A 21,260-nucleotide genomic window follows, 5' to 3' on the forward strand; every position below is an offset into this window, starting at 1 on the left:
GGTGGACAATGGACCGCGCACCTGCGGGGTGATCAGGGTGTGTTATCGCTAACATTGGGTTGGCAGCAGTGTCGGACACAGGCGGAGATGGGGCGGTAGTGGAGCACAGGACCTCGCGCGATCCCGCGATGACGGACGTCGCCCGGCTCGCCGGGGTCTCGCACCAGACGGTGTCGCGGGTGCTGAACGGGCACCCCAACGTCCGGGAGCAGACCCGGCTGCGGGTGCGCGCGGCCATCGCCGAGCTGGGCTACCGGCCCAACAAGGCGGCCCGCGCGCTGGTCACCGGCCGATCCCAGCTGATCGGGGTGGTGGCGCAGAACTCGACGCTCTACGGCCCCGCGTCGCTGCTGGCCGCGTTCGAGGCGGCGGCGGCCGAGGCCGGGTTCGCGGTCAGCGTCGGCCGGGTCAACGTGCTGGACCGCAACTCCATCTCCGACGCGGTGGAGCGGCACCGCGACCAGCGGGTGGCCGGGATAGTGGTCATCGCGCCGACCGCGTCGGCCAACGACGCGGTCGGCGACGTGTCCGCCGGCATCCCGCTCGTCACGGTGGACGGCGACCCGGAGCGGTCCACCCCGCTGGTGACGGTGGACCAGGCGGCGGGCGCGTTCGCCGCGACCACGCACCTGCTGGAGGCGGGCCACCGCACGGTGTGGCACGTGTCGGGCCCGTCGGACTGGTTCGACAGCCTGGGCCGCATCCGGGGCTGGCGGTCGGCGCTGGAGACGGCGGGCCTGGAGGTGCCGCCGGTGGTGCCGGCCGACTGGAGCGCCGCGTCGGGGTACCGGGCGGGCCAGATGCTGGCGCGGATGCCGGAGGTGACGGCGATCTTCGCGGCGAACGACCACCTGGCGCTGGGCATCCTGCGGGCGATGAGCGAGCGGGGCCGCCGGGTGCCGCACGACGTGAGCATCGTGGGCTTCGACGACGTGCCGGAGGCCGCCTACTTCATCCCGCCGCTGACGACGATCCGGCCGGACTTCCACGCGGTGGCGAAGGAGACGCTGGAGCTGCTGCTGGCGCAGGTCGGCGACGGGGACGTGGGCGCGTCGCAGCGGACCGTCGCGCCGGCCCTGGTGAAGCGGGACAGCGTCGCGCCGCCCGCGGAGTGACCCCGGGCGGCCCGGCGGGCGCGACGGTGCGGTCCCGAGGCTCCGCTCGCGTGCCCGGCCACGACCGGTCGCGCTTCAAGGGCCCGGAGGGGGCGGCAGGGGCCTTGGCGGGGCGGTCGTGCCCGGGCGGCACGGCGGCACGCGGCGGGGCAGTGGGGCTTGGCTGGGCGGCTTGGCGGGGCGTACGGCCCGGCTCGGCGGCCGGGCGCAAGGCTCGGCCGGGCGGCACGCGGTAGGGCTCGGCTGGGCGCTGGGAGGCACCCGGTAAGGCTGCCGAGCGGTCCGGCGGCACGCGGTGAGGCTTGGCCGAGGGCGGCCGGGCGGCTGGGCTGTAGGCAGCCGGTGTGGTGGGCGCGGTGCGGCAGGCGGCGGGGCGAGGCCGGTCCCGGCGGGTGTGCCGGCGGGAGGGCGAGGGCGGGGCGCGGCGGTGCGGTGGCGTACGGGATCCCGGTACGGTGGCGCGCCGCCCGCGCAGTAGCGTGAAGCGGTGTCGCACGGCACAGCGCCGTGCCGTCGCCGCGACCGAAGGGCCCTACCGGAGGCCCTAACGACCGCACCGCAACATTTTCGTGCCGTCTCCGCCCATCTGCGGTCCCGCACGAGCGCCGAACGCGCCTAGGCTGGAGTGGCGTCGCAGCGGCCCCGCAACCCGCTGAACACGGCCTTTTGTGCACGCTCACCATCTGTTTAAGACCACGTTGCGGGCAGGTCTTGACGTCGTGAATGTTAGCGATAACACTCACTCACCATGGCGAGCGATCCATTGGTGGTGGGTGTCGACTTCGGCACGTTGTCCGGGCGCGCGGTGGTCGTGCGGGTGCGCGACGGCCTCGAACTCGGCACCGCGGTGCACGACTACCGGCACGGCGTGCTGGACCGGGCGCTGCCCGACGGCCGCTCGTTGCCGCCCGACTGGGCGTTGCAGGTCCCCCAGGACTACGTGGACGTGCTGAAGCACGCCGTGCCCGCCGCGCTCGTCGACGCCGGGGTGGACCCGGCCGACGTGATCGGCATCGGCACGGACTTCACCGCGTGCACGATGGTCCCGGTCAAGGCCGACGGCACCCCGCTGAACGAACTGCCCGAGTTCACCGGCAACCCGCACGCGTACGTGAAGCTCTGGAAGCACCACGCGGCCCAGCCGCAGGCCGACCGCATCAACCAGCTGGCCGCCCAGCGCGGCGAGAGCTGGCTGCCCCGCTACGGCGGTCTGATCTCCTCGGAGTGGGAGTTCGCCAAGGGGCTCCAGCTGCTGGAGGAGGCCCCCGAGGTCTACGCGGCGATGGACCACTGGGTCGAGGCCGCCGACTGGATCGTCTGGCAGCTGTGCGGGGTCTACGTGCGCAACACGTGCACCGCGGGCTACAAGGGCATCTACCAGGACGGCTACCCGTCCGAGGAGTTCCTGGCCGCGCTGAACCCCGACTTCGCCGGTTTCGTCGCCGAGAAGCTCGACCACCCGCTGGGCCGCCTCGGCGACCGCGCCGGCGGCCTGACCGAGCAGGCGGCGGAGTGGACCGGGCTGCGGCCCGGCATCGCGGTGGCCGTCGGCAACGTCGACGCGCACGTCACCGCGCCCGCCGCCCGCGCGGTGGAGCCCGGCCAGATGGTCGCGATCATGGGCACGTCCACGTGCCACGTGATGAACGCCGACGTGCTGGCCGACGTGCCGGGCATGTGCGGCGTGGTGGACGGCGGGATCGTGCCCGGCCTGTGGGGCTACGAGTCCGGGCAGAGCGGCGTCGGCGACATCTTCGGGTGGTTCGTGGAGCACAACGTGCCGCCGGAGTACCACGAGCAGGCCGCGGCGCGCGGCATCTCGGTGCACGAGCTGCTCACCGAGCTGGCCGCGCAGCAGCGCATCGGCGAGCACGGCCTGATCGCGCTGGACTGGCACAGCGGCAACCGCTCGGTGCTGGTGGACCACGAGCTGTCGGGCGTGGTGGTCGGGCAGACGCTGGCCACCCGCGCCGAGGACACCTACCGGGCGCTGCTGGAGGCGACCGCCTTCGGCACCCGGGTGATCGTGGACTCCTACACCGACGCGGGCATCCCGGTGACCGAGCTGGTGATCGCGGGCGGCCTGCTGCGCAACCCGCTGCTGATGCAGATCTACGCCGACGTGACGAACCTGCCGCTGTCGGTGATCGGCTCCGAGCAGGGCCCGGCGCTCGGCTCGGCGATGCACGCCGCCGTCGCCGCCAAGGCGTACGAGGACATCCGCGCGGCCGCCGACGCGATGGGCTCGATCAAGCGGGGCGCGTACCTGCCGATCCCGGACAACGTCGAGGCGTACGAGCGGATGTTCGTGGAGTACCAGGAGCTGCACGACTACTTCGGCCGCGGCGTCAACGACGTCATGCACCGGCTCAAGGCGCGGCGCCGCGCCGCCAAGGGGGAGTGACCGGTGTCCGTGCTCGAAGACCTCCGCCGCACGGTCGCGGACCTGCACCGCGAGCTGACCCGCTACGAGCTGGTGATCTGGACCGCGGGCAACGTGTCGGCCCGCGTGCCGGACCGGGACCTGATGGTGATCAAGCCGTCCGGGGTGTCCTACGACGAGCTGACCCCCGAGGCCATGGTCGTCACCGACCTGCACGGCAACCTCGTGGAGGGCGACTACTCGCCGTCCTCGGACACCGCCGCGCACGCGTACGTGTACCGGCACATGCCCGAGGTGGGGGGAGTGGTGCACACGCACTCCCCGTACGCCACGGCGTGGGCGGCGCGCGGCGAGCCGATCCCGTGCGTGCTCACCATGATCGCCGACGAGTTCGGCGGTGACATCCCGGTGGGGCCGTTCGCGCTCATCGGGGACGACTCGATCGGCCGGGGCATCGTGGAGACGCTGCGGGAGAGCCGTTCCCCGGCCGTGCTGATGCGCAACCACGGTCCCTTCACGGTCGGCAAGGACGCGCGGGCGGCGGTGAAGGCCGCGGTGATGCTGGAGGACGTGGCGCGCACCGTCCACTTCGCGCACCAGCTCGGCACGCCCAAGCCGATCGAGCAGCACCACATCGACAGCCTGTACGCCCGTTACCAGAACGTCTACGGGCAATGAGCCCACGAGGGGAGCCCCGCATGTCGCCTGCTGGGAAGCCGCAGGTCTGGTTCCTGACCGGGAGCCAGCACCTCTACGGCCCGGAAACGCTCGAGCAGGTCGCCCGGCAGTCGCAGCAGATCCAGCGGATGCTCACCGAGTCGGGGAGGATCAGCGCGGAGGTGGTGTGGCAGCCGGTGTTGACCGACACCGCCGCGATCCGCGCCGTGATGCTGGAGGCGAACGCCGACCCGTCGTGCATCGGCGTGATCGCGTGGATGCACACGTTCTCGCCCGCCAAGATGTGGATCACCGGGCTGGACGCGCTGCGCAAGCCGCTGCTGCACCTGCACACGCAGCTCAACGAGGCGCTGCCGTGGTCGACCATCGACATGGACTTCATGAACCTCAACCAGGCCGCGCACGGCGACCGCGAGTTCGGGTTCATCCAGACCAGGATCGGCGTGCCGCGCAAGACCGTCGCGGGCCACGCGAGCGACCCGCTGCTGGCCGAGCGGATCGACGGCTGGGTGCGCGCCGCGACCGGCTACAGCCACCTGAACGGGATGAAGCTGGCCCGGTTCGGCGACAACATGCGCGGCGTCGCGGTGACCGAGGGCGACAAGGTGGAGGCCGAGCTGCGCTTCGGCGTCTCGGTGAACACCTACGGCGTGAACGACCTGGTCGAGGTCGTGGACGCGGTCGAGGACGAGGAGGTCGACGTCCTGGTCGCCGAGTACGCCGACGTCTACCGGCTCGCGCCGGAGCTGGACAAGGGCGCGGCGCGGCACGACTCGCTGCGCTACGCGGCCCGCATCGAGGCCGGTCTGCGCCGGTTCCTCACCGAGGGCGGCTTCGGCGCGTTCACCACGAACTTCGAGGACCTGGGCGGGCTGCGGCAGCTCCCGGGCCTGGCCGTGCAGCGGCTGATGGCCGACGGCTACGGCTTCGGCGGCGAGGGCGACTGGAAGACCTCCGCCCTGCTCGCCGCGGTCAAGGCGATGGGCGCGGGCACGGGCCGCGGCACGTCGTTCATGGAGGACTACACCTACCACTTCGGGCCGGGCGAGCCGAAGATCCTGGGCGCGCACATGCTGGAGGTCTGCCCGACCATCGCGGCCGACCGGCCGTCGTGCGAGATCCACCCGCTGGGCATCGGCGGCCGGGAGGACCCGGTGCGGCTGGTGTTCGACGCGGCCGCGGGTCCGGCCGTGGTCGTCGGCCTGGCCGACCTGGGGGAGCGGTTCCGGCTGGTCGCCAACGAGGTCGAGGTCGTGCCGCCGGACGAGCCGCTGCCGAACCTGCCGGTGGCGCGCGCGGTGTGGAAGCCCGCGCCGTCGCTGTCCACGTCCGCCGAGTCGTGGCTGACCGCGGGAGGCCCGCACCACACCGTGATGACGCAGGCCGTGGGCGCGGATACGCTGCGGGACTTCGCCACCATGGTGAACACCGAACTGGTGGTCATCGACCGCGACACGACGACCGCGTCGTTCAGCGACCGCCTGCGCTGGAACCAGGCGTACTTCCGACTCGCGCAGGGCCTGCACTAGCGGCCCCGCGCACGCAACACCGCCAAAGGGAGAGAGAGAAACAATGAGGTTTCCGCGGATCGCCGCCATCGCGTCGGCCGGCCTGATCCTCGCCGCCTGCGGATCGGCGGAGAAGACCGTCGACCAGGAGTCCGGCTCGACGGAGGGCGCGCTGGTCGGCGTCACCATGCCGACCCGGTCGTCGGAGCGCTGGATCCACGACGGCGACAACATCAAGAAGGCGTTGGAGGAGAAGGGCTACCAGGTCGACCTCCAGTACGCCGAGAACGACATCCCCACGCAGGCCAACCAGATCGAGAACCAGATCACCAAGGGCGCGAAGCTGCTCATCGTCGCCTCGATCGACGGCACCGCGATCACCTCGCAGCTCCAGCAGGCGCAGGACGCGAACATCCCGGTGATCGCGTACGACCGGCTGCTGCGCAACACCGACAGCGTCGACTACTACGCCACGTTCGACAACTTCAAGGTCGGCGTGCAGCAGGCGACGTCGCTGCTCACCGGGCTCAAGGTGATCAACGCCGACGGCAGCGCGGGCGAGGCCAAGGGACCGCTGAACATCGAGCTGTTCGCCGGCTCGCCGGACGACAACAACGCCACGTTCTTCTTCAACGGCGCGATGTCGGTGCTCCAGCCGCACATCGACAAGGGCACGCTGGTGGTCAAGAGCGGCCAGACCGACTTCAAGACGGTCGCCATCCTGCGCTGGGACCCGGCCACGGCCCAGAAGCGCATGGAGGACCTGCTGACCTCGACCTACGGCGGCGCGCAGGTGCACGGCGTGCTGTCGCCGTACGACGGCCTGTCCATCGGCATCCTGTCCGCGCTCAAGAGCAGCGGCTACGGCACCGCCGGCAACCCGTACCCGATCGTCACCGGCCAGGACGCCGAGGTCGCCTCGGTGAAGTCGATCATCGCGGGCGAGCAGTTCTCCACGATCTACAAGGACACCCGTGAGCTGGCCAAGACCACGGTGACCATGGCCGACGCGGTGCTCAAGGGCGAGAAGCCGCAGGTGAACAACGAGAAGGACTACGACAACGGCAAGAAGGTCGTGCCGTCGTACCTGCTCGAATCGGTGATCGTGGACAAGAGCAACTACAAGAAGGCTTTGGTCGACACGGGCTACTACACCGAAGACCAGCTGAGGTAGTCACCCCATGTCCGACGAGATCCTGGTGATGCGCGGCATCACCAAGCGGTTCGCCGGGGTCACCGCGCTGCACGACGTCACGCTGTCCGTGCGGCGCGGTGAGATCCACGCGATCTGCGGTGAGAACGGCGCGGGCAAGTCCACGCTGATGAAGGTGCTCTCCGGCGTGCACCCGCACGGGTCGTACGAGGGCGAGATCGTCTTCGAGGGCGAGCCCTGCTCGTTCGGCGGCGTCCGCGACAGCGAGCGGCGCGGCATCGTGATCATCCACCAGGAGCTGGCGCTGTGCGGTCAGCTCTCCATCGCGGAGAACCTGTTCCTCGGCAACGAGCGCGCCAGGCGCGGGTTCATCGACTGGAACCGCACGAACCACGCGGCGGGCGCCCTGCTCGCCCGCGTGGGCCTGCGCGAGAACCCCACGACGCCCGTGCACGACCTGGGCGTCGGCAAGCAGCAGCTCGTGGAGATCGCCAAGGCGCTGGCCAAGGACGTGAAGCTGCTGATCCTGGACGAGCCGACCGCGGCGTTGAACGACGACGACTCCGCGCACCTGCTCGACCTGCTCGACGGGCTGCGCGCCGAGGGCATCACCTCGGTGATCATCTCGCACAAGCTCAACGAGGTGACCAGGATCGCGGACAGCATCACGATCCTGCGCGACGGCCGCACCATCGAGACGCTGGCGCCCGCCCGCGAGGTGAGCGAGGAGCGGATCATCTCCGGCATGGTCGGCCGCGACCTGGAGCACCGCTTCCCGCCGCGCACGCCGAAGATCGGCGACGAGGTGCTGCGGATCGAGGACTGGACCGTGCACAGCCCGTCCCAGCCGGACCGGGTGGTGGTCGACCGCGCCACGCTGTCGTTGCGGCGCGGCGAGATCGTCGGCCTCGCGGGCCTCATGGGCGCGGGCCGCACCGAGCTGGCGATGAGCGTGTTCGGGCGGTCCTACGGCGTGGGCGTGTCGGGCCGGGTCGTCAAGGACGGCCGGGAGATCGACACGCGCACCGTCCGCAAGGCCATCGAGAACGGCCTGGCCTACGTCAGCGAGGACCGCAAGCGGTACGGGCTGAACCTGATCCAGGACGTCAAGCTCAACGTGTCGGCGGCCGGGCTGCACAAGCTCGCGCCGCGCGGCTGGGTGAACGAGAACGAGGAGCACGCGGTCGCCGAGCGGTACCGGCGCTCGATGAACATCAAGACGCCCAGCGTCGCCACGCCGACCGCGTCGCTGTCGGGCGGCAACCAGCAGAAGGTCGTGCTGGCGAAGTGGATGTTCACCGACCCGGACGTGCTCATCCTCGACGAGCCGACCCGCGGCATCGACGTCGGCGCCAAGTACGAGATCTACTCGATCATCAACGACCTGGCCGACCAGGGCCGCGCGGTGCTGGTCATCTCGTCCGAGCTGCCGGAGCTGCTGGGCCTGTGCGACCGGGTGTACACCCTGTCGGAGGGCCGGATCACCGGTGAGCTGGACCGCGCGGAAGCGACCCAGGAACGCCTGATGCACCACATGACCCAGGGACAGACCTCATGACCACCAAGACCGCCGCCACGCCGGCGGCGACCCAGGCCGGCCCGCCGCAGCGGCGGTTCACGATCAACCTGCGGCAGTCCGGCATCTACATGGCGTTCGCGCTCATCGTGGTGCTGTTCACGGTGCTGACGGACGGTGCGCTGCTGACCCCGCAGAACATCTCCAACATCATCGTGCAGAACTCGTACGTGCTGATCCTGGCCATCGGCATGATCCTGGTGATCATCGGCGGGCACATCGACCTGTCCGTCGGGTCGGTGGTGGCGCTGACGGGCGCGATCTGCGCGGTGCTGACGGTGCAGATGGACCTGCCGTGGCCGCTCGCGGTGCTGATCACGCTGCTCGCGGGCGCGGTGATCGGCGCGGCGCAGGGCTACTGGGTGGCGTTCTTCGGCATCCCGGCGTTCATCGTCACGCTGGCGGGCATGCTGGTGTTCCGGGCGCTGACCCTGACGGTGCTGGGCAACCAGGGCATCGGGCCGTTCCCGGACGAGATCCGCACCCTGGCCAACGGCTTCACCGAGGGCTACCTGGGCAACGTGGGCCTCGGCCCGCTGGGCGGCGCGGACCTGGTCAGCCTGCTGGTCGGGGTCGCGGTGGTGGTCGGGTTCGCGGTCAACGAGTGGCGCAAGCGCAAGGCGCGGCTCGGCTACGGGCAGGTCGTGGACCCGTTCGGGATCTTCGTGGCCAAGATCGCGCTGGCCGCGGTGATCGTGCTGGCCGTGGTCGTGCAGCTGGCCCGGTTCCGCAACCTGCCGTGGGTGCTCGTGCTGCTCGCGGTGCTGGCGATGGGCTACTCGGTGATGGCGAACAAGTCCGTCTTCGGCCGGCACATCTACGCCATCGGCGGCAACCTCCAGGCCGCCACGCTGTCCGGCGTGAAGGTCAAGCAGGTCACGTTCTGGGTGTTCGTGAACATGGGCCTGCTGGCCGCGCTCGCGGGCGTGATCTTCGCGGGCCGGCTCAACCAGGCCGGCCCGACCGCGGGCAACGCGTTCGAGCTGGACGCGATCGCGGCGGCGTTCATCGGCGGCGCGGCGGTGCAGGGCGGCGTGGGCAAGGTGGTCGGCGCGATCACCGGCGGCCTGATCATGGGCGTGATCAACAACGGCATGTCGTTGATCGGCGCGCCCAGCGAGCGGGTGATGCTGGTCAAGGGCCTGGTGCTGCTGGCCGCCGTCGCCTACGACGTGTGGACCAAGCGCCGCGGCCGGGCGTGACCACCCTGTTGGTTGATTACAAAGTGTTCGACTGACGCGACACTTTCCCACATGAGTGCTCGTGGCCCCCGCGGCCGGGTCGTGTCGGTCCTGTCGGCGGTGCTCGCCCTCGGCTTCACCTCGGCCCCGGCCGCGGTGGCCGAGGGCGCGCACGTCGACTACCACGAATGGCGGGCCGCGCGGCTCGCCGAGGGCGCGCACGAGGGCACCGCGCCCGTGCCCGGCGGGCTCGCGATCCACCACCCCGTCGGGGTCCTCGACGGCTACGAGTACGCGCGGTGGACGTCACCGCGCCGGGTCACCGGCTTCGCCGCCACCCAGGCCGTCGCCTCCTGGAACGCCGACACCCCGCCCGGCACCTGGCTGCAGGTCGAGCTGCGCGGCGACGACACGCCCTGGTACGTGATGGGCCGGTGGGCCTCCGGCGACGGGGACATCGCCCGCACCAGCGTCCCCGGCCAGGCCGACGAGCACGGCTCGGTCGACGTGGACACCTTCCTCGCCGCCCGGCCGCTGCGCGCCTACCGGCTCCGCGTCACCCTCTACCGCCTGGCGGGCGGCGGCGCGTCCCCGTTGCTGCGCATGGCCGGCGCGATGGCCTCCGCCGTGCCGGACCGCTTCACCGTGCCCGCGAGCGCGCCGGGCGTGGCGAGGGGGATCGAACTGCCCGTGCCGCGTTACTCGCAGAACGTGCACGAGGGCCACTACCCGGAGTACGACGGCGGCGGCGAGGCGTGGTGCAGCCCGACGTCCACGGAGATGGTCGTCGAGTACTACGGGCGCGGCCCGAGCGCCGAGGATCTGTCCTGGGTGGACCCCGGACACGCGGACCCGGCCGTCGACCACGCCGCCCGGCACACCTACGACCGGGCCTACGGGGGCGCCGGCAACTGGCCGTTCAACACCGCGTACGCGGCGGGTTTCGGGTTGCGCGGCCACGTCACCCGGCTGCGCTCGCTGTCCGAACTGGAGCGGCACATCGCCCGCGGCGTGCCGGTGATCACCTCGCAGTCGTTCCGGGAGGACGAACTGGACGGCGCCGGCTACGGCACGGCCGGGCACATCATGGTGGTCGTCGGGTTCACCGGGGACGGCGACGTCATCGCGAACGACCCCGCCTCGCCGTCGAACGACGCGGTGCGCCGCGTCTACGACCGCCGGCAGTTCGAGACGGTGTGGCTGCGGACCCGGCGCCACCTCGCGGACGGCTCCGTCGGCGGCGGTTCGGGCGGCATCGCCTACCTCATCACCCGCTGAGGGGTCTTGACGGCGCGGCCCCGCATCGGATTCACTACGACTGCGTTGGGAACGCTCCCATAGACTCTGGTGCGCGGCCCGTCACGTCCCTCGACGGGCCGCGCACCTCCCGCGCGACACCACCAAACGACCACCGCTCCGATCTCCGCCGCCACCAGGAAAGCGCTTACCACTCCAGGAGATCACCCCATGAAGGCACTCCTCGCCGTGTCAGCGTTGACAGCGGCGTTGCTCCAGGTCACCGCACCGGAGGCGCAAGCGGCCTGCGGCGACGGCACCTACCACGCCGAGGTGACCGGTTCCGGCAGCAGCTTCACCGCGCGCCGGGGCGGCAGCACCGTCTACACCGGCAGCAGCCTGCGTGCCGCGATGCAGGCGGCCAACGACAGCCTCACCGCCAACCGCACCTCCAAGGAGCGGATCGTCGTTCGGGCCTCCGGCTCCATCCCCGCCGGCGAGCGCTACTCGATGCGCAGCTACACCGCGCTCGACGTGTGCGGCACCATCGACGTCACCGGGTCCGGCTCCGGCGACTACGCCCCCGTCTACGCGCGCGGCGTCCGCGACATCGAGGTCCAGAACCTCACCGTCACCGGCACCCCCGTGTACGGCATCTTCATGCGCAACGTCACCAACGTGGTGATCGGCACGGTCACCATGCGCCTGTCCCGGGGCCTGGGCGTGCGCATCGACAACCGCGGCGACACCAGCCAGTGGAGCCGCAACATCCGCCTCGACTACGCCTACGTGCAGGGCGCCAGCTCGCACGCCGTGGAGACCTACGGCGTGGACGGCCTGACCATCGGCACCGTGGTGGCGCGCAGCGTCGGCGAGTCCGGCCTGCTGCTCAACCAGACCATCAACGCCACCGTGGGCACGGTGGACGCGGAGAACGCGGGCGCGGGCACCGGCTACGCCGCGTTCCGCACGGCCAACCGCAACGGCCGCATCGGCAGCAGCTACCCGACCAACATCCGGGTCGGCACGGTCAAGGCGCGCGGCGGCGGCCGCGGCATCTTCTGCGTGTCCGAGAGCGGCGGCCTGGTGATCGACCGGATCGACGTGGCGAACACCGGCAACAACGCGATCCTGGTGGAGAACTGCTACAACGTCACGGTCGCGGGCCAGGGCGGCACGGTGTCCGGCGGCGGCGAGATCCGGCTCGCCGCGCGCAGCGAGTTCCCCAACAACCGCGACATCTACATCCAGAACCTGACCGTGACCAACTCGTCGATCCGCGAGAGCCCGTGCGGCGACAACACGGTCTTCCGCAACAACACGCTCGTCAACAGCAGCCAGAGCATCTGCTGAGCCAGGCGGCCGGGGGCGGGCCTGCCCGTCCCCGGCCTCGCCGGTCCCGCCTCGCCTGCCCCGGGCCCGCCCACCTCCTCGGCGTGACGCCCGACCTCGCCACCCCCCGGCTCCGAGGTGTGAACGGCTGGACCACGCGCCCCGCGTCGTTGCGGCACCAGGGTGCGAAAGAGTTGCGGTCCGGTCACGCACCCGTCCCACTCCTTGACACAGTGCTGTGGCCCGCGACACAGTACCGCCGATTTTGAGCGGTTGAACGCCCGTCGAAGTGTCCAACCGGGTGCGGTGCGTAACCGTTCGAGGGAGCAGGGAACCAGCCCGAGCCGGGGGGAGGGGGCAGACCATGGCGCGTCCCGGCGGTCCGGTGACGATCCGCCAGGTGGCGCTGCGCGCCACGCCCTCCCACCCGACCGCGCCCGACCCCCGCCCCGCGCCGCCCCCCGACGCCCGCGGCCGAGCCGCCGCGCCCGTCGCCGGCCACTCGCGGGTCGCGTCGCCCGCGTGCGGTCCGCGCCCCGACTCCCGTCACCGGGCCGCCGTGCCCGTCCCCGGCCACCTCCGGACCGCGTTGCCCGCGCGCGGTCCGGGGGCCGACGTTCGCCACCGGACCGCAGTCGGCGGCCACTCGCGGGTCGCGTTGCCCGCGCACGGGCCGCGACCTGACGTTCGTCACCGGGCCGACCACCCATCGCCCGACCGCGCAGGGCTCGTACGTGAGCCGTTTCCGGGTCGGTGGGCCGCCGGCGCGACGAATCGAGACGTGCTGGACCCCGAAGTTCTCCCCGACATGGTGATCGCATCGGCCCACCCCCGTGCGGTAGGTGTGCACGGTGCAGCGCGCCGAGAGGGGACGGACGTCGCGGTGACGGGTTCCGACCACTCACCGCCGCCCTCCGCTGTGGACGGTGGCCCCACCTCCGCGCGGCGACCCGGCACCGGGTTCGCCCGCACCGCGACGGTCCCGCCGGCCGTCGCGAACGGCGACCGGGGAGCGGCGTTGCCGGGCGGTGTCGACCGCCGCGGCAGCGCCCCGGTCCGCTTGACAGAGCAAGAGTGAACGAATGGGAGTTTCGGTGATGGGCGTTCGGACAACGGCGTTGCGGGCGACCGCGGCGCTGGGCGTGGCAGTCCTCCTCGCTTCGTGCGGCAGCGGAGGGGACGAAGGCGGCCAGCAGCCCGGCGGTGCGCTCGAAGGTCGGGGGGAGGTCACGTTCGCCACGGGCAAGGACACGTCGGGCAACATGCAGAAGCTCGTGGACGAGTGGAACGCCTCGCACGCGAACGAGCAGGTCCGGATCATCGAGCTGCCCGAGTCCGCCGACGCCCAGCGCCAGCAGATGGTGCAGAACGCGCAGGTCAAGTCCGACGCGTACACGATCCTCAACCTCGACGTGGTGTGGACGGCCGAGTTCGCGGCCAACCGCTGGGTCGTCGAGCTGCCCGCCGACCAGTTCGAGCTGGACAAGTTCCTCCAGCCCGCGGTGAAGACGGCGCAGTACCGCGACAAGCTCTACGCCGTGCCGGTGTACTCCGACGGCGGCCTGCTCTACTACCGCAAGGACCTCCTCGACGCGGCGGGCCTGAAGCCGCCGAAGACGTGGGCCGAGCTGACCACCGCCTGCCAGGCGGTCAAGGCGACCCAGCCCGAGATCGGCTGCTACGCCGGTCAGTTCGAGAAGTACGAGGGCCTCACGGTCAACTTCGACGAGGCCGTGCACTCCGCGGGCGGCGACGTGGTGAACGCCGAGGGCAAGCCCGTGGTCGACTCGCCGGAGGCCAAGGCCGGGCTGGACACCCTGGTCACCGGCTTCCAGCAGGGCGTCATCCCGCAGAAGGCCATCACCTACAAGGAGGAGGAGGGCCGCCGCGCCTTCCAGGCGGGCGAGCTGCTGTTCCACCGCCAGTGGCCCTACCAGTGGAACCTCGCCGGCAAGACCGACGGCTCCTCGCAGGTCGCGGGCAAGTTCGACGTCGCGCCGCTGCCCGGCGTCAACGGCCCCGGCAGCTCCACGCTCGGCGGCCACAACTTCGCCATCTCCGCGTTCGGCAAGAACAAGGCCACCGCGCTGGACTTCATCAAGTTCTTCACCAGCGAGTCCGCGCAGCGCTCCAACCTGCTGGCCACCTCGCAGGCCCCGACCCTGGCGAGCCTGTACGACGACGCCGAGCTGATCACGAAGTTCCCGTACCTGCCGACGCTGAAGGAGTCGATCCTGTCGGCCAAGCCGCGCCCGCAGGCGGTCCGCTACGGCGACGTCACCCAGGCGATCCAGGAGGCCGCCTACGCCGCGCTGACCGGGGAGAAGACCAGCGACGCGGCGCTGAAGGACCTGCAGGCCAAGCTGTCGGAGCTCCTTAAGTGACGGCGGTCGCCCACCGCTCCCGGGGTCGTGCCAAGGGCGCGACCTCGGGAGCGGGGCGACTCGCCGCGGCGCTGCTGTCGCCCACGTTCGTGGTGCTCGGCCTCGTGGTCGGGTACCCGCTGGTCGCGGCGCTGCGCGAGTCGGTGTTCCGGGAGGGGACCGACCTCGACGAGAGCGGTTTCGTGGTGGAGGGCTCGCGGTTCGTGGGCCTCGACAACTACACCGCCATCTTCGCCGGCGAGTCCGCCGCCCGGTTCTGGAACGCCTTCGGCAACACCACCGTGTTCACCCTCGTCACGGTCGCGCTGGAGGTGCTCATCGGGGTCGCCATGGCGCTGGTGATGCACCACGCGCTGCGCTGGCGCGGCGTCGTGCGGGCCAGCATCCTGGTGCCGTGGGCCGTGCCCACGGCCGTGTCGGCGCTGCTGTGGCGCTGGATCTTCCAGGCCGACGGCGTGGCCAACGCGGTGATCGGGCAGCAGGTCCTGTGGACCACCGAGGGCTGGCAGGCGAAGTTCGCGGTCATCCTCGCCGACGTGTGGAAGACCGCGCCGTTCGTCGGCCTGCTCGTGCTCGCCGGGCTCCAGATCATCCCGAACGACGTGTACGAGGCGGCCCGGGTCGACGGGGCGTCGCCGTGGCGGCAGTTCTGGCGCATCACGCTGCCGCTGGTGAAGCCCGCGCTGCTGGTGGCCGTGCTGTTCCGGGTGCTCGACGCGCTGCGCATGTTCGACCTGCCGTTCGTGCTGATCGGCAGCCGCAAGGAGTCGGTGGAGACGCTGTCCATGGTGGCCTTCGACGAGGCCGCGAGCCTGAGGTTCGGACCGGCCGCGGCGTACGCGACGGTGTTGTTCGCCTACGTCGCGATCACCGCGCTGGTGTTCGTGCGGCTGCTCGGCGCGGACGTGATCGGCGCGGCCCGGGAGAGGGGGCGCAAGTGAAGCGCGTGCTCTCGTTCGGCGGCCTGCTGCTGATCCTGGTCTACTGCCTGGCGCCGTTCTACTGGATGGCGGTCTCGGCGTTCCGCCGCCCGTCCGACCAGTTCGAGCTGACGCCGCTGCCCGCGCCGTTCTCGCTCGACAACCTGACGGCGGTGTTCGCGCCCGGCGTCGGTTTCGGCCGGTCGCTGCTCAACAGCCTGGTCGTCGCGGGCACCACCACGGTGCTCACGCTGATCATCGGCGTGTCGGCGGCCTACGCGCTGGCCCGGCTGAACTTCCGGTTCAAGAACCTGGTCGCGGCGCTGATCATCGCCACGTCGATGTTCCCCGGCATCTCCCTGCTGGTGCCGCTGCTGGCCCTGTTCACCGACATCGGCTGGATCAACACCTACCAGTCGATGATCGTGCCGAGCCTGTCGTTCGCGCTGCCGCTGGCGGTGTGGAACCTGACCGCGTTCTTCCGGCAGATGCCCGAGGAGCTGGAGCAGGCGGCGATGATCGACGGCTGCACCCGCGGCCAGGCGTTCCGCAAGGTGATCCTGCCGCTGGCCGCGCCCGGCGTGTTCACCACCGCGATCATCACGTTCATCGCGGCGTGGAACGAGTTCATCATCGCCCTGTCCATGGTCAACGACAGCTCGATGCAGACCGCCACCGTCGCGATCTCCCGGTTCACCGGGGCGTACGGTTTCGACCAGCCGTTCGGCACGCAGATGGCCGCCGGCGTGATCGTGACCGTGCCGCTGGTCGTGGTGGTGTTGTTGTTCCAGCGCAGGATCATCGCGGGCTTGACCGCAGGCGGTGTCAAGTAGCCGCCTCGCGGTGTCAAAGGCCGGTCGCCACGTGATGGGAGAGCCGTGGCGACCGGCCAATTTACTCCCCGAGCGCCCTCAGGGCAGCCGCCACTGCTGCGCGCCGGTGCCGTTGCAGTCGTGGATCTGCAACTGGACGCCGTTCGCGGTGGTGCTGTTCGGCACGTCCAGGCACCTGCCCGACGGCGTGTTCACCAGCGCCGTGCCCCGCGGCCACCACTGCTGCGCGCCCGTCCCGTTGCACGTCCACAGCTGCACCCTGGCCCCGTTGGTCCGCGCGCTGCCGCTGACGTCCAGGCACCGGCCCAGCGCCCGCAGCGTGCCGTCGGGCGCCAGGGTCCACTGCTGCGCGGCCGAGGCGTTGCAGTCCCACAGCCGCACCACCGCGCCGTCGGCGGGTCCGCCGGGATCACCGTCGAGGCACTTGCCCGCCAACCCGACGACCGCGCCCGACCGGGCCGGGTTCGGGCCCACGTCGAACGACGGCGGCGCGTCGACCGCGGCGCTGCCCCACGTCGTGGCCGTCGTGCCCAGGGTGAAGTCGAGCGTGCCGCCCCGGGCGACGAACGACGCGGGCAGCCACGGCCGGGACGACCCGACCCCGTCCACCCGCAGGGACTGGACGTACCTGGCGCTGTCGGAGGCGTTCGGCGCGGTGACGGGCGATGGTCACGCCGTTGCCGCGTCGGATGGTCGTGGCCGGGAACTGCGGGCTGGCCAGCACCAGCTCCGCCCGGCCCGGCGCCTGCGGGTACAGGCCCAGCGCCGCCCACACCGCCCACGACGACATCTCACCCAGGTCGTCGTTGCCCACCAGGCCCTCGGGCGTCGGCGCGAAGATCGACGTCAACGCCCGCCGCACCACGTCCTGCGCCTTGTGCGGCGCGCCCGCGTAGGCGTAGGCCCACGGCGTGTTGAGCGTCGGCTCGTTGCCCAGGTAGGCGTACGGCTTCTTCGACCCGGCGTTCAGCTCGGTGAAGAACGTGTCCAGCCGGGACGTGACGGCCGCGTTGCCGCCCATGGCGTCGAACAGGCCGCGGTGGTTGTAGGGCACCATCCACGTGTACTGCGCGGCGTTGCCCTCGACGTACTCGTTCTCCTGCGTCGGGCTGAACGCGGGCCACGTGAGGCTCGCGTCGCGCGGCTGCACGTACCTGCTGCCCGGGTTGAACAGGTTGCGCCAGTTCTGCGCCCGGCGCAGGAACCGCTCCGCGGTGGCGGCGTCGCCGAGCCTGGCCGCGAACTGGGAGATGGCGAAGTCGGCGCTGGTGTACTCCAGGGTGGTCGCGGCCGAGCCCCACACGTCGCCCAGGCCGGTCGGCACGTACCCGTAGTTGTTGTACTGCAACCACCCCGGGCGTTGGCGGATGTCGTCCACGCCCGCGACCACGCGGCGCAACGCGTCCGCGGTGTCGAAGTCCGTGCCGCCGAACGCGTGCGCGGTCGACACGATGATCGCCATCGGGTCGCCGTTCATCACGCCCGTGCCGCCGTTGGCCACCGTCCACCGGTCGAAGTAGCCGCCCTGGGCGGCCTGGTTGACGGCCGACTGCGCGATGTCGGCCGCCTCGGCCGGCCCCAGCAGCGCGATCAGCGCGATCTGCGACCGGTAGACGTCCCAGCCGGAGAAGTTCGCGTACTGGGTGCGGGTGGTGGTGTGGACCTGCCGGTCGAAGCCCGCGTACTGGCCGTTGACGTCGCTGAAGACGTTGGGGTGCAACAGGGAGTGGTACAGCGCGGTGTAGAGGGTGGCCAGCTGCGCCGTCGTGCCGCCGGTGACGTCGACGCGGCCCAGCCAGGAGTTCCACGCGGCGCGGGCGGCGGTGCGCACCTCGTCGAACGACCGGGAACCGGTTTCGGCGGCGAGGTTGGCCCTGGCGTTGTCGAGGCTGACGAACGAGATGCCGATCCGCGCCGTGACGGTGGTGGAGGCGAACGACACGAACGCCGACGCGGCGAACGGCCGCACGTCCTCGGTCGTGGCCGACGGCGCGGGCAGCGCCTGGCTCCCGGCCGTCTTCGGCGCGGGCGGCACGCTGCCCCGCCCGCTGCCCTCGACCACCCGGCCGCCCGGCGTGACCAGGCCGTCGGCGATGGTCGCGGTGGAGGCGAACGGCTGGTCGAAGGCGACGTGGAAGTGCAGCCGGTAGCGGTTGCCCGTGCCGCAGAACCCGCCGCTGTCGGTGTAGCCGGACAGGCTGTCCGCGCCGATGGTGATCGAGCCGGCGGCGGCGTTGAACGCGCGGGCGGCGTCGACCGTCAGCGACGCGCGCCGGCCCTCCGGGTAGGTGAAGCGGGCGACGCCGGAGCGCTGGTTCGCGGTCAGCTCGGTGCGGATGCCGTTGTCGAAGCGGACCGAGTAGTAGCCGGGGGAGGCTTGCTCGTCGGCGTGGGCGAAGGTCGAGTAGGCCGCCGGCGACGTGCCGAGGGACGGCATGAACGGGACGTTGCCGAAGTCGCTGCACCCCGGGCCGGAGAGGTGGGTGAGGCTGAAGCCCCGGATGCGGTTGTCGTCGTAGTGGTAGCCGCCGTGCTGGTGGGTCACCGTGTCGGGGCTCCACTGGAGCATGCCGAACGGCGCGACGGCACCGGGGAACGTGTTGCCCGCGCCTCCGCCGTGCCCGAAGTCGGGGCCGCCGGGTTTGGTGCCGACGAACGGGTTGACGTGCTGGGCGGGGTCGGCGACGGCTTGGCGGTCGGGATCCGGGGCGGCGTGCGCCGGGCCGGCGTGCAGGGGGACGGCGAGCGCGGCGAGGGTGAGCGCGGCGACGGCCGCGGAGCGGAGACGCATCGTGGGACCTCCGGCAGGGTAGGAGGCTTGACAACGTTGTCAAGATCCCATTCTCCCACCGGGGGGTCGGACCGGGAACCCGCTGCGCGGGCGAACGCCGGTGCGCCGGCGTGGTCCCGAGGGACGACGCCGGCGCACCGGGTCAGGCCACGTGGTACATCGGGTTGGGCAGCTTGACCTCGCGCTCGGCGTGGCCGCCGTCGAAGTCGCTGTGCTGGTCGCCGACGTTGAGCACGATGGTGTCGCCCAGGTCGTCCTGGATGTGGGCCCGGGTCAGGTCCTTGAACTCGCCGACCCGGCAGGAGAGCCCGCAGGTCAGGTAGGGGGCCGGGTTCGAGGTGGGCTTGAAGTAGACCCGGTCGGCGGCGACGGGGTAGCCGTGGTGTTCGAGGTTGCGCACCGACGGCCCGGCGAGGGTGTCGCGGCGACCGGTGATGAAGTACACCCGCACGCCGCGCTCGTCGGCCCAGCGGGCCAGGTCCAGGGTCGGTTCGATCACCTCGAAGACGCCCTGCTCGATCGCGGCCTGCTGCTTGGCCCGGTCGAAGCCGAAGTCGTTGTCGGCCTGCCAGCCGTAGGTGATCTCCGAGGTGTCGTCGATGTCGAGCACGATCGCCGGCCGGTCCACCCCCGCGCCGAGCCGCGCGGCGAGGTAGGACTGCGCGCGGTCGATCTCGGACTCGGTGTCGTGCCCCCACGGGCTGTCGGCGGAGTGGTGGTTGTGCCCCTGCGCGTCCCGCCAACCCCGGTAGTACTGGACCACGTCGCGCTTGGCCAACCCGAGGTTGGCCGGTTCGCCGAGGGCCTGGGCGGTGCGGTCGGGCGCCGCGGTGCCGGTCGCGCCGCCGAGGAAGGCGAGGCCGACGACCAGGGCCGCCACTGCTTTGATCGACCGGGTGGTGCGGCTGGGTTGCGCCATGGTGACTCCTGCTGCCTGACGGGACGGGTGGTGACCTGCCGTCGGACAGCCGACCACCGCCACCCGCACCCCGCCCGTCGGACCACCTGGTCGGGCGTCACCCGGTCGATCCGACGAAGGTGAAACCCTTGATAACTTCAGTGTGAACTGAATATCACTACGTCGGCGGCAGGAGCAGCCCGCGCGTGCCGGCGGGCGGGAGCCCGGAGAGGGTCGGCGGGTGTTCCGGGTCGACGTGCCGGAGGTCCACCTCACCGCCCCTGAACCGCGCGCCCGCGAAGGCGAGCCCGCCCCCGGTGAACCGGGCGTGGGCGAACGAGACGGTGCCGCCGGCGAACGTCGCGGACTCGAAGGACAGCGTGCCGGTGATGGTGGCGTGGGCGAAGTCGACCCGGCCCTCCCCGCCGAACGTGGCGCCGGCGAAGTCGCCGCCGTCGAACACCGCCCCGGAGAAGTCGAAGTCGTGGCCGCGCCAGGTGCGCGGGTCGTCGTCGGGCAGGTGCAGGTTGTCCCGGACGAGCCGGATGACCGTGAGCCGCACCTGGCGCTCCTGGCCGGGTTCGGCGACGTAGGGCTGCCGCAGGTACGCGCACAGCACGTCGATGCAGCCCTGACGCGCTTCGGGCGCGTCGTTGGCCAGGGCCGCGAACGCGTACGCGCCCGCGATGCGAACCGAGGCGGCGGGCGCACCGAGCAGCTCGGCTGCCTTGGTGTAGCGGTCGAGCAGGACCTTGCTCGCCTCGCGGTGGGCATCCGCCTCGTTGAGGCGCTGCCGCCGGTACGCGACGGTCAACGCGACCACCGCCCCGATGCCGCCCACGACCGTCAGCACGACCTTCAGCGCGTCGAGCCGCTCCGGCACGGTGGCCGGTCCGCCCAGCACGTGCCACAGGAGCACGCCGACGCCCACCGCGACCGCTGCCGTCACGGCCATGACCAGCGCGACGTGCACGACCAGCGGCACGGCGGGTAATCGCGGTCGGCGGCCGAGCGCCGTCCGCGGTCCGTGTCCCCGGCCCGCCGCCAACAGCACCGCGGCGGCCACGGCGAGCGTCACGGCGGGCCAGTGCCGCCCCGTCCACCGCGCGACCTCCGTCGCGGCCCACCACCACCGCTCGGGCGCCAGGCCCACCGCCGCGGCGATCAGGAACCCCGCCGCGAGCGCCTTCCGACCCCGCGCCCCCGGCCGGAACCCCCGGACGGCGCGGCTGATCTGCATCGGATGTTCGTCCATGCCGACATCGTGGCCGA

The 21,260-nt window shown here is 71.7% G+C and carries 16 protein-coding genes; 12 read left to right on the forward strand and 4 right to left on the reverse strand.

Annotated elements, in window-relative coordinates; all coding sequences use genetic code 11:
- Nucleotides 1-128 precede the first annotated feature (128 nt).
- From ACWEFJ_RS35485 to ACWEFJ_RS35540, 12 genes are all read left to right on the forward strand, one after another.
- On the forward strand, nt 129-1,115 hold the full coding sequence (locus ACWEFJ_RS35485) for a LacI family DNA-binding transcriptional regulator (RefSeq protein WP_449716441.1): 987 nt from the start codon (nt 129-131) through the stop codon (nt 1,113-1,115).
- A 748-nt stretch (nt 1,116-1,863) separates the two neighbouring features.
- Nucleotides 1,864-3,519 carry a ribulokinase gene (araB, locus tag ACWEFJ_RS35490; protein WP_378090488.1) on the forward strand — a complete coding sequence of 552 codons (1,656 nt, stop codon included), beginning with the start codon at nt 1,864-1,866 and terminating at the stop codon, nt 3,517-3,519.
- A 3-nt stretch (nt 3,520-3,522) separates the two neighbouring features.
- Nucleotides 3,523-4,176 (forward strand): L-ribulose-5-phosphate 4-epimerase, encoded by a 654-nt coding sequence (locus ACWEFJ_RS35495; RefSeq protein ID WP_449716442.1) that lies wholly within the window; start codon nt 3,523-3,525, stop codon nt 4,174-4,176.
- A gap of 20 nt (nt 4,177-4,196) precedes the next feature.
- Complete coding sequence (gene araA / locus ACWEFJ_RS35500) at nt 4,197-5,705, forward strand: L-arabinose isomerase (RefSeq protein ID WP_378090492.1); 1,509 nt, start codon at nt 4,197-4,199, stop codon at nt 5,703-5,705.
- A 43-nt stretch (nt 5,706-5,748) separates the two neighbouring features.
- Nucleotides 5,749-6,858: a multiple monosaccharide ABC transporter substrate-binding protein gene (gene chvE, locus ACWEFJ_RS35505; protein ID WP_378090494.1), complete on the forward strand. Its 1,110-nt coding sequence runs from the start codon at nt 5,749-5,751 to the stop codon at nt 6,856-6,858.
- A gap of 7 nt (nt 6,859-6,865) precedes the next feature.
- Complete coding sequence (gene mmsA / locus ACWEFJ_RS35510) at nt 6,866-8,395, forward strand: multiple monosaccharide ABC transporter ATP-binding protein (protein WP_378090496.1); 1,530 nt, start codon at nt 6,866-6,868, stop codon at nt 8,393-8,395.
- On the forward strand, nt 8,392-9,615 hold the full coding sequence (gene mmsB / locus ACWEFJ_RS35515; RefSeq protein ID WP_378090498.1) for a multiple monosaccharide ABC transporter permease: 1,224 nt from the start codon (nt 8,392-8,394) through the stop codon (nt 9,613-9,615). Before mmsA ends, mmsB begins: the two co-directional genes overlap by 4 nt.
- A gap of 51 nt (nt 9,616-9,666) precedes the next feature.
- Nucleotides 9,667-10,872 carry a C39 family peptidase gene (locus ACWEFJ_RS35520; RefSeq protein WP_449716443.1) on the forward strand — a complete coding sequence of 402 codons (1,206 nt, stop codon included), beginning with the start codon at nt 9,667-9,669 and terminating at the stop codon, nt 10,870-10,872.
- Nucleotides 10,873-11,061: 189 nt separating this feature from the next.
- Nucleotides 11,062-12,183: a hypothetical protein gene (locus tag ACWEFJ_RS35525; protein WP_378090502.1), complete on the forward strand. Its 1,122-nt coding sequence runs from the start codon at nt 11,062-11,064 to the stop codon at nt 12,181-12,183.
- Nucleotides 12,184-13,259: 1,076 nt separating this feature from the next.
- On the forward strand, nt 13,260-14,546 hold the full coding sequence (locus tag ACWEFJ_RS35530) for an ABC transporter substrate-binding protein (protein ID WP_449716444.1): 1,287 nt from the start codon (nt 13,260-13,262) through the stop codon (nt 14,544-14,546).
- Nucleotides 14,543-15,487, forward strand: coding sequence for a carbohydrate ABC transporter permease (locus ACWEFJ_RS35535; protein WP_449716445.1), 945 nt, complete (start codon nt 14,543-14,545; stop codon nt 15,485-15,487). The genes ACWEFJ_RS35530 and ACWEFJ_RS35535 overlap by 4 nt, the downstream gene beginning before the upstream one ends.
- Nucleotides 15,484-16,299, forward strand: a complete 816-nt coding sequence (locus tag ACWEFJ_RS35540) for a carbohydrate ABC transporter permease (RefSeq protein WP_378090508.1) — start codon at nt 15,484-15,486, stop codon at nt 16,297-16,299. The genes ACWEFJ_RS35535 and ACWEFJ_RS35540 overlap by 4 nt, the downstream gene beginning before the upstream one ends.
- A 78-nt stretch (nt 16,300-16,377) precedes the next feature.
- On the opposite strand, the gene ACWEFJ_RS35545 is transcribed toward ACWEFJ_RS35540, so the two are convergent.
- The 4 genes from ACWEFJ_RS35545 to ACWEFJ_RS35560 all read right to left on the reverse strand — a co-directional run bounded on the left by ACWEFJ_RS35545 (nt 16,378) and on the right by ACWEFJ_RS35560 (nt 21,243).
- Nucleotides 16,378-16,773, reverse strand: coding sequence for a ricin-type beta-trefoil lectin domain protein (locus tag ACWEFJ_RS35545; RefSeq protein ID WP_449716446.1), 396 nt, complete (start codon nt 16,771-16,773; stop codon nt 16,378-16,380).
- The gene (locus ACWEFJ_RS35550) at nt 16,709-19,090 is read right to left on the reverse strand and encodes a GH92 family glycosyl hydrolase (RefSeq protein WP_449716447.1); all 2,382 of its coding nucleotides are present in this window, start codon (nt 19,088-19,090) and stop codon (nt 16,709-16,711) included. The genes ACWEFJ_RS35545 and ACWEFJ_RS35550 overlap by 65 nt, the downstream gene beginning before the upstream one ends.
- A 142-nt stretch (nt 19,091-19,232) precedes the next feature.
- The gene (locus tag ACWEFJ_RS35555; RefSeq protein ID WP_449716448.1) at nt 19,233-20,009 is read right to left on the reverse strand and encodes an HAD family acid phosphatase; all 777 of its coding nucleotides are present in this window, start codon (nt 20,007-20,009) and stop codon (nt 19,233-19,235) included.
- Nucleotides 20,010-20,166: 157 nt separating this feature from the next.
- On the reverse strand, nt 20,167-21,243 hold the full coding sequence (locus ACWEFJ_RS35560; protein ID WP_449716449.1) for a pentapeptide repeat-containing protein: 1,077 nt from the start codon (nt 21,241-21,243) through the stop codon (nt 20,167-20,169).
- Between the last annotated feature and the right edge of the window lie 17 nt (nt 21,244-21,260).

This window comes from Actinosynnema sp. NPDC004786 (genome assembly GCF_053601135.1).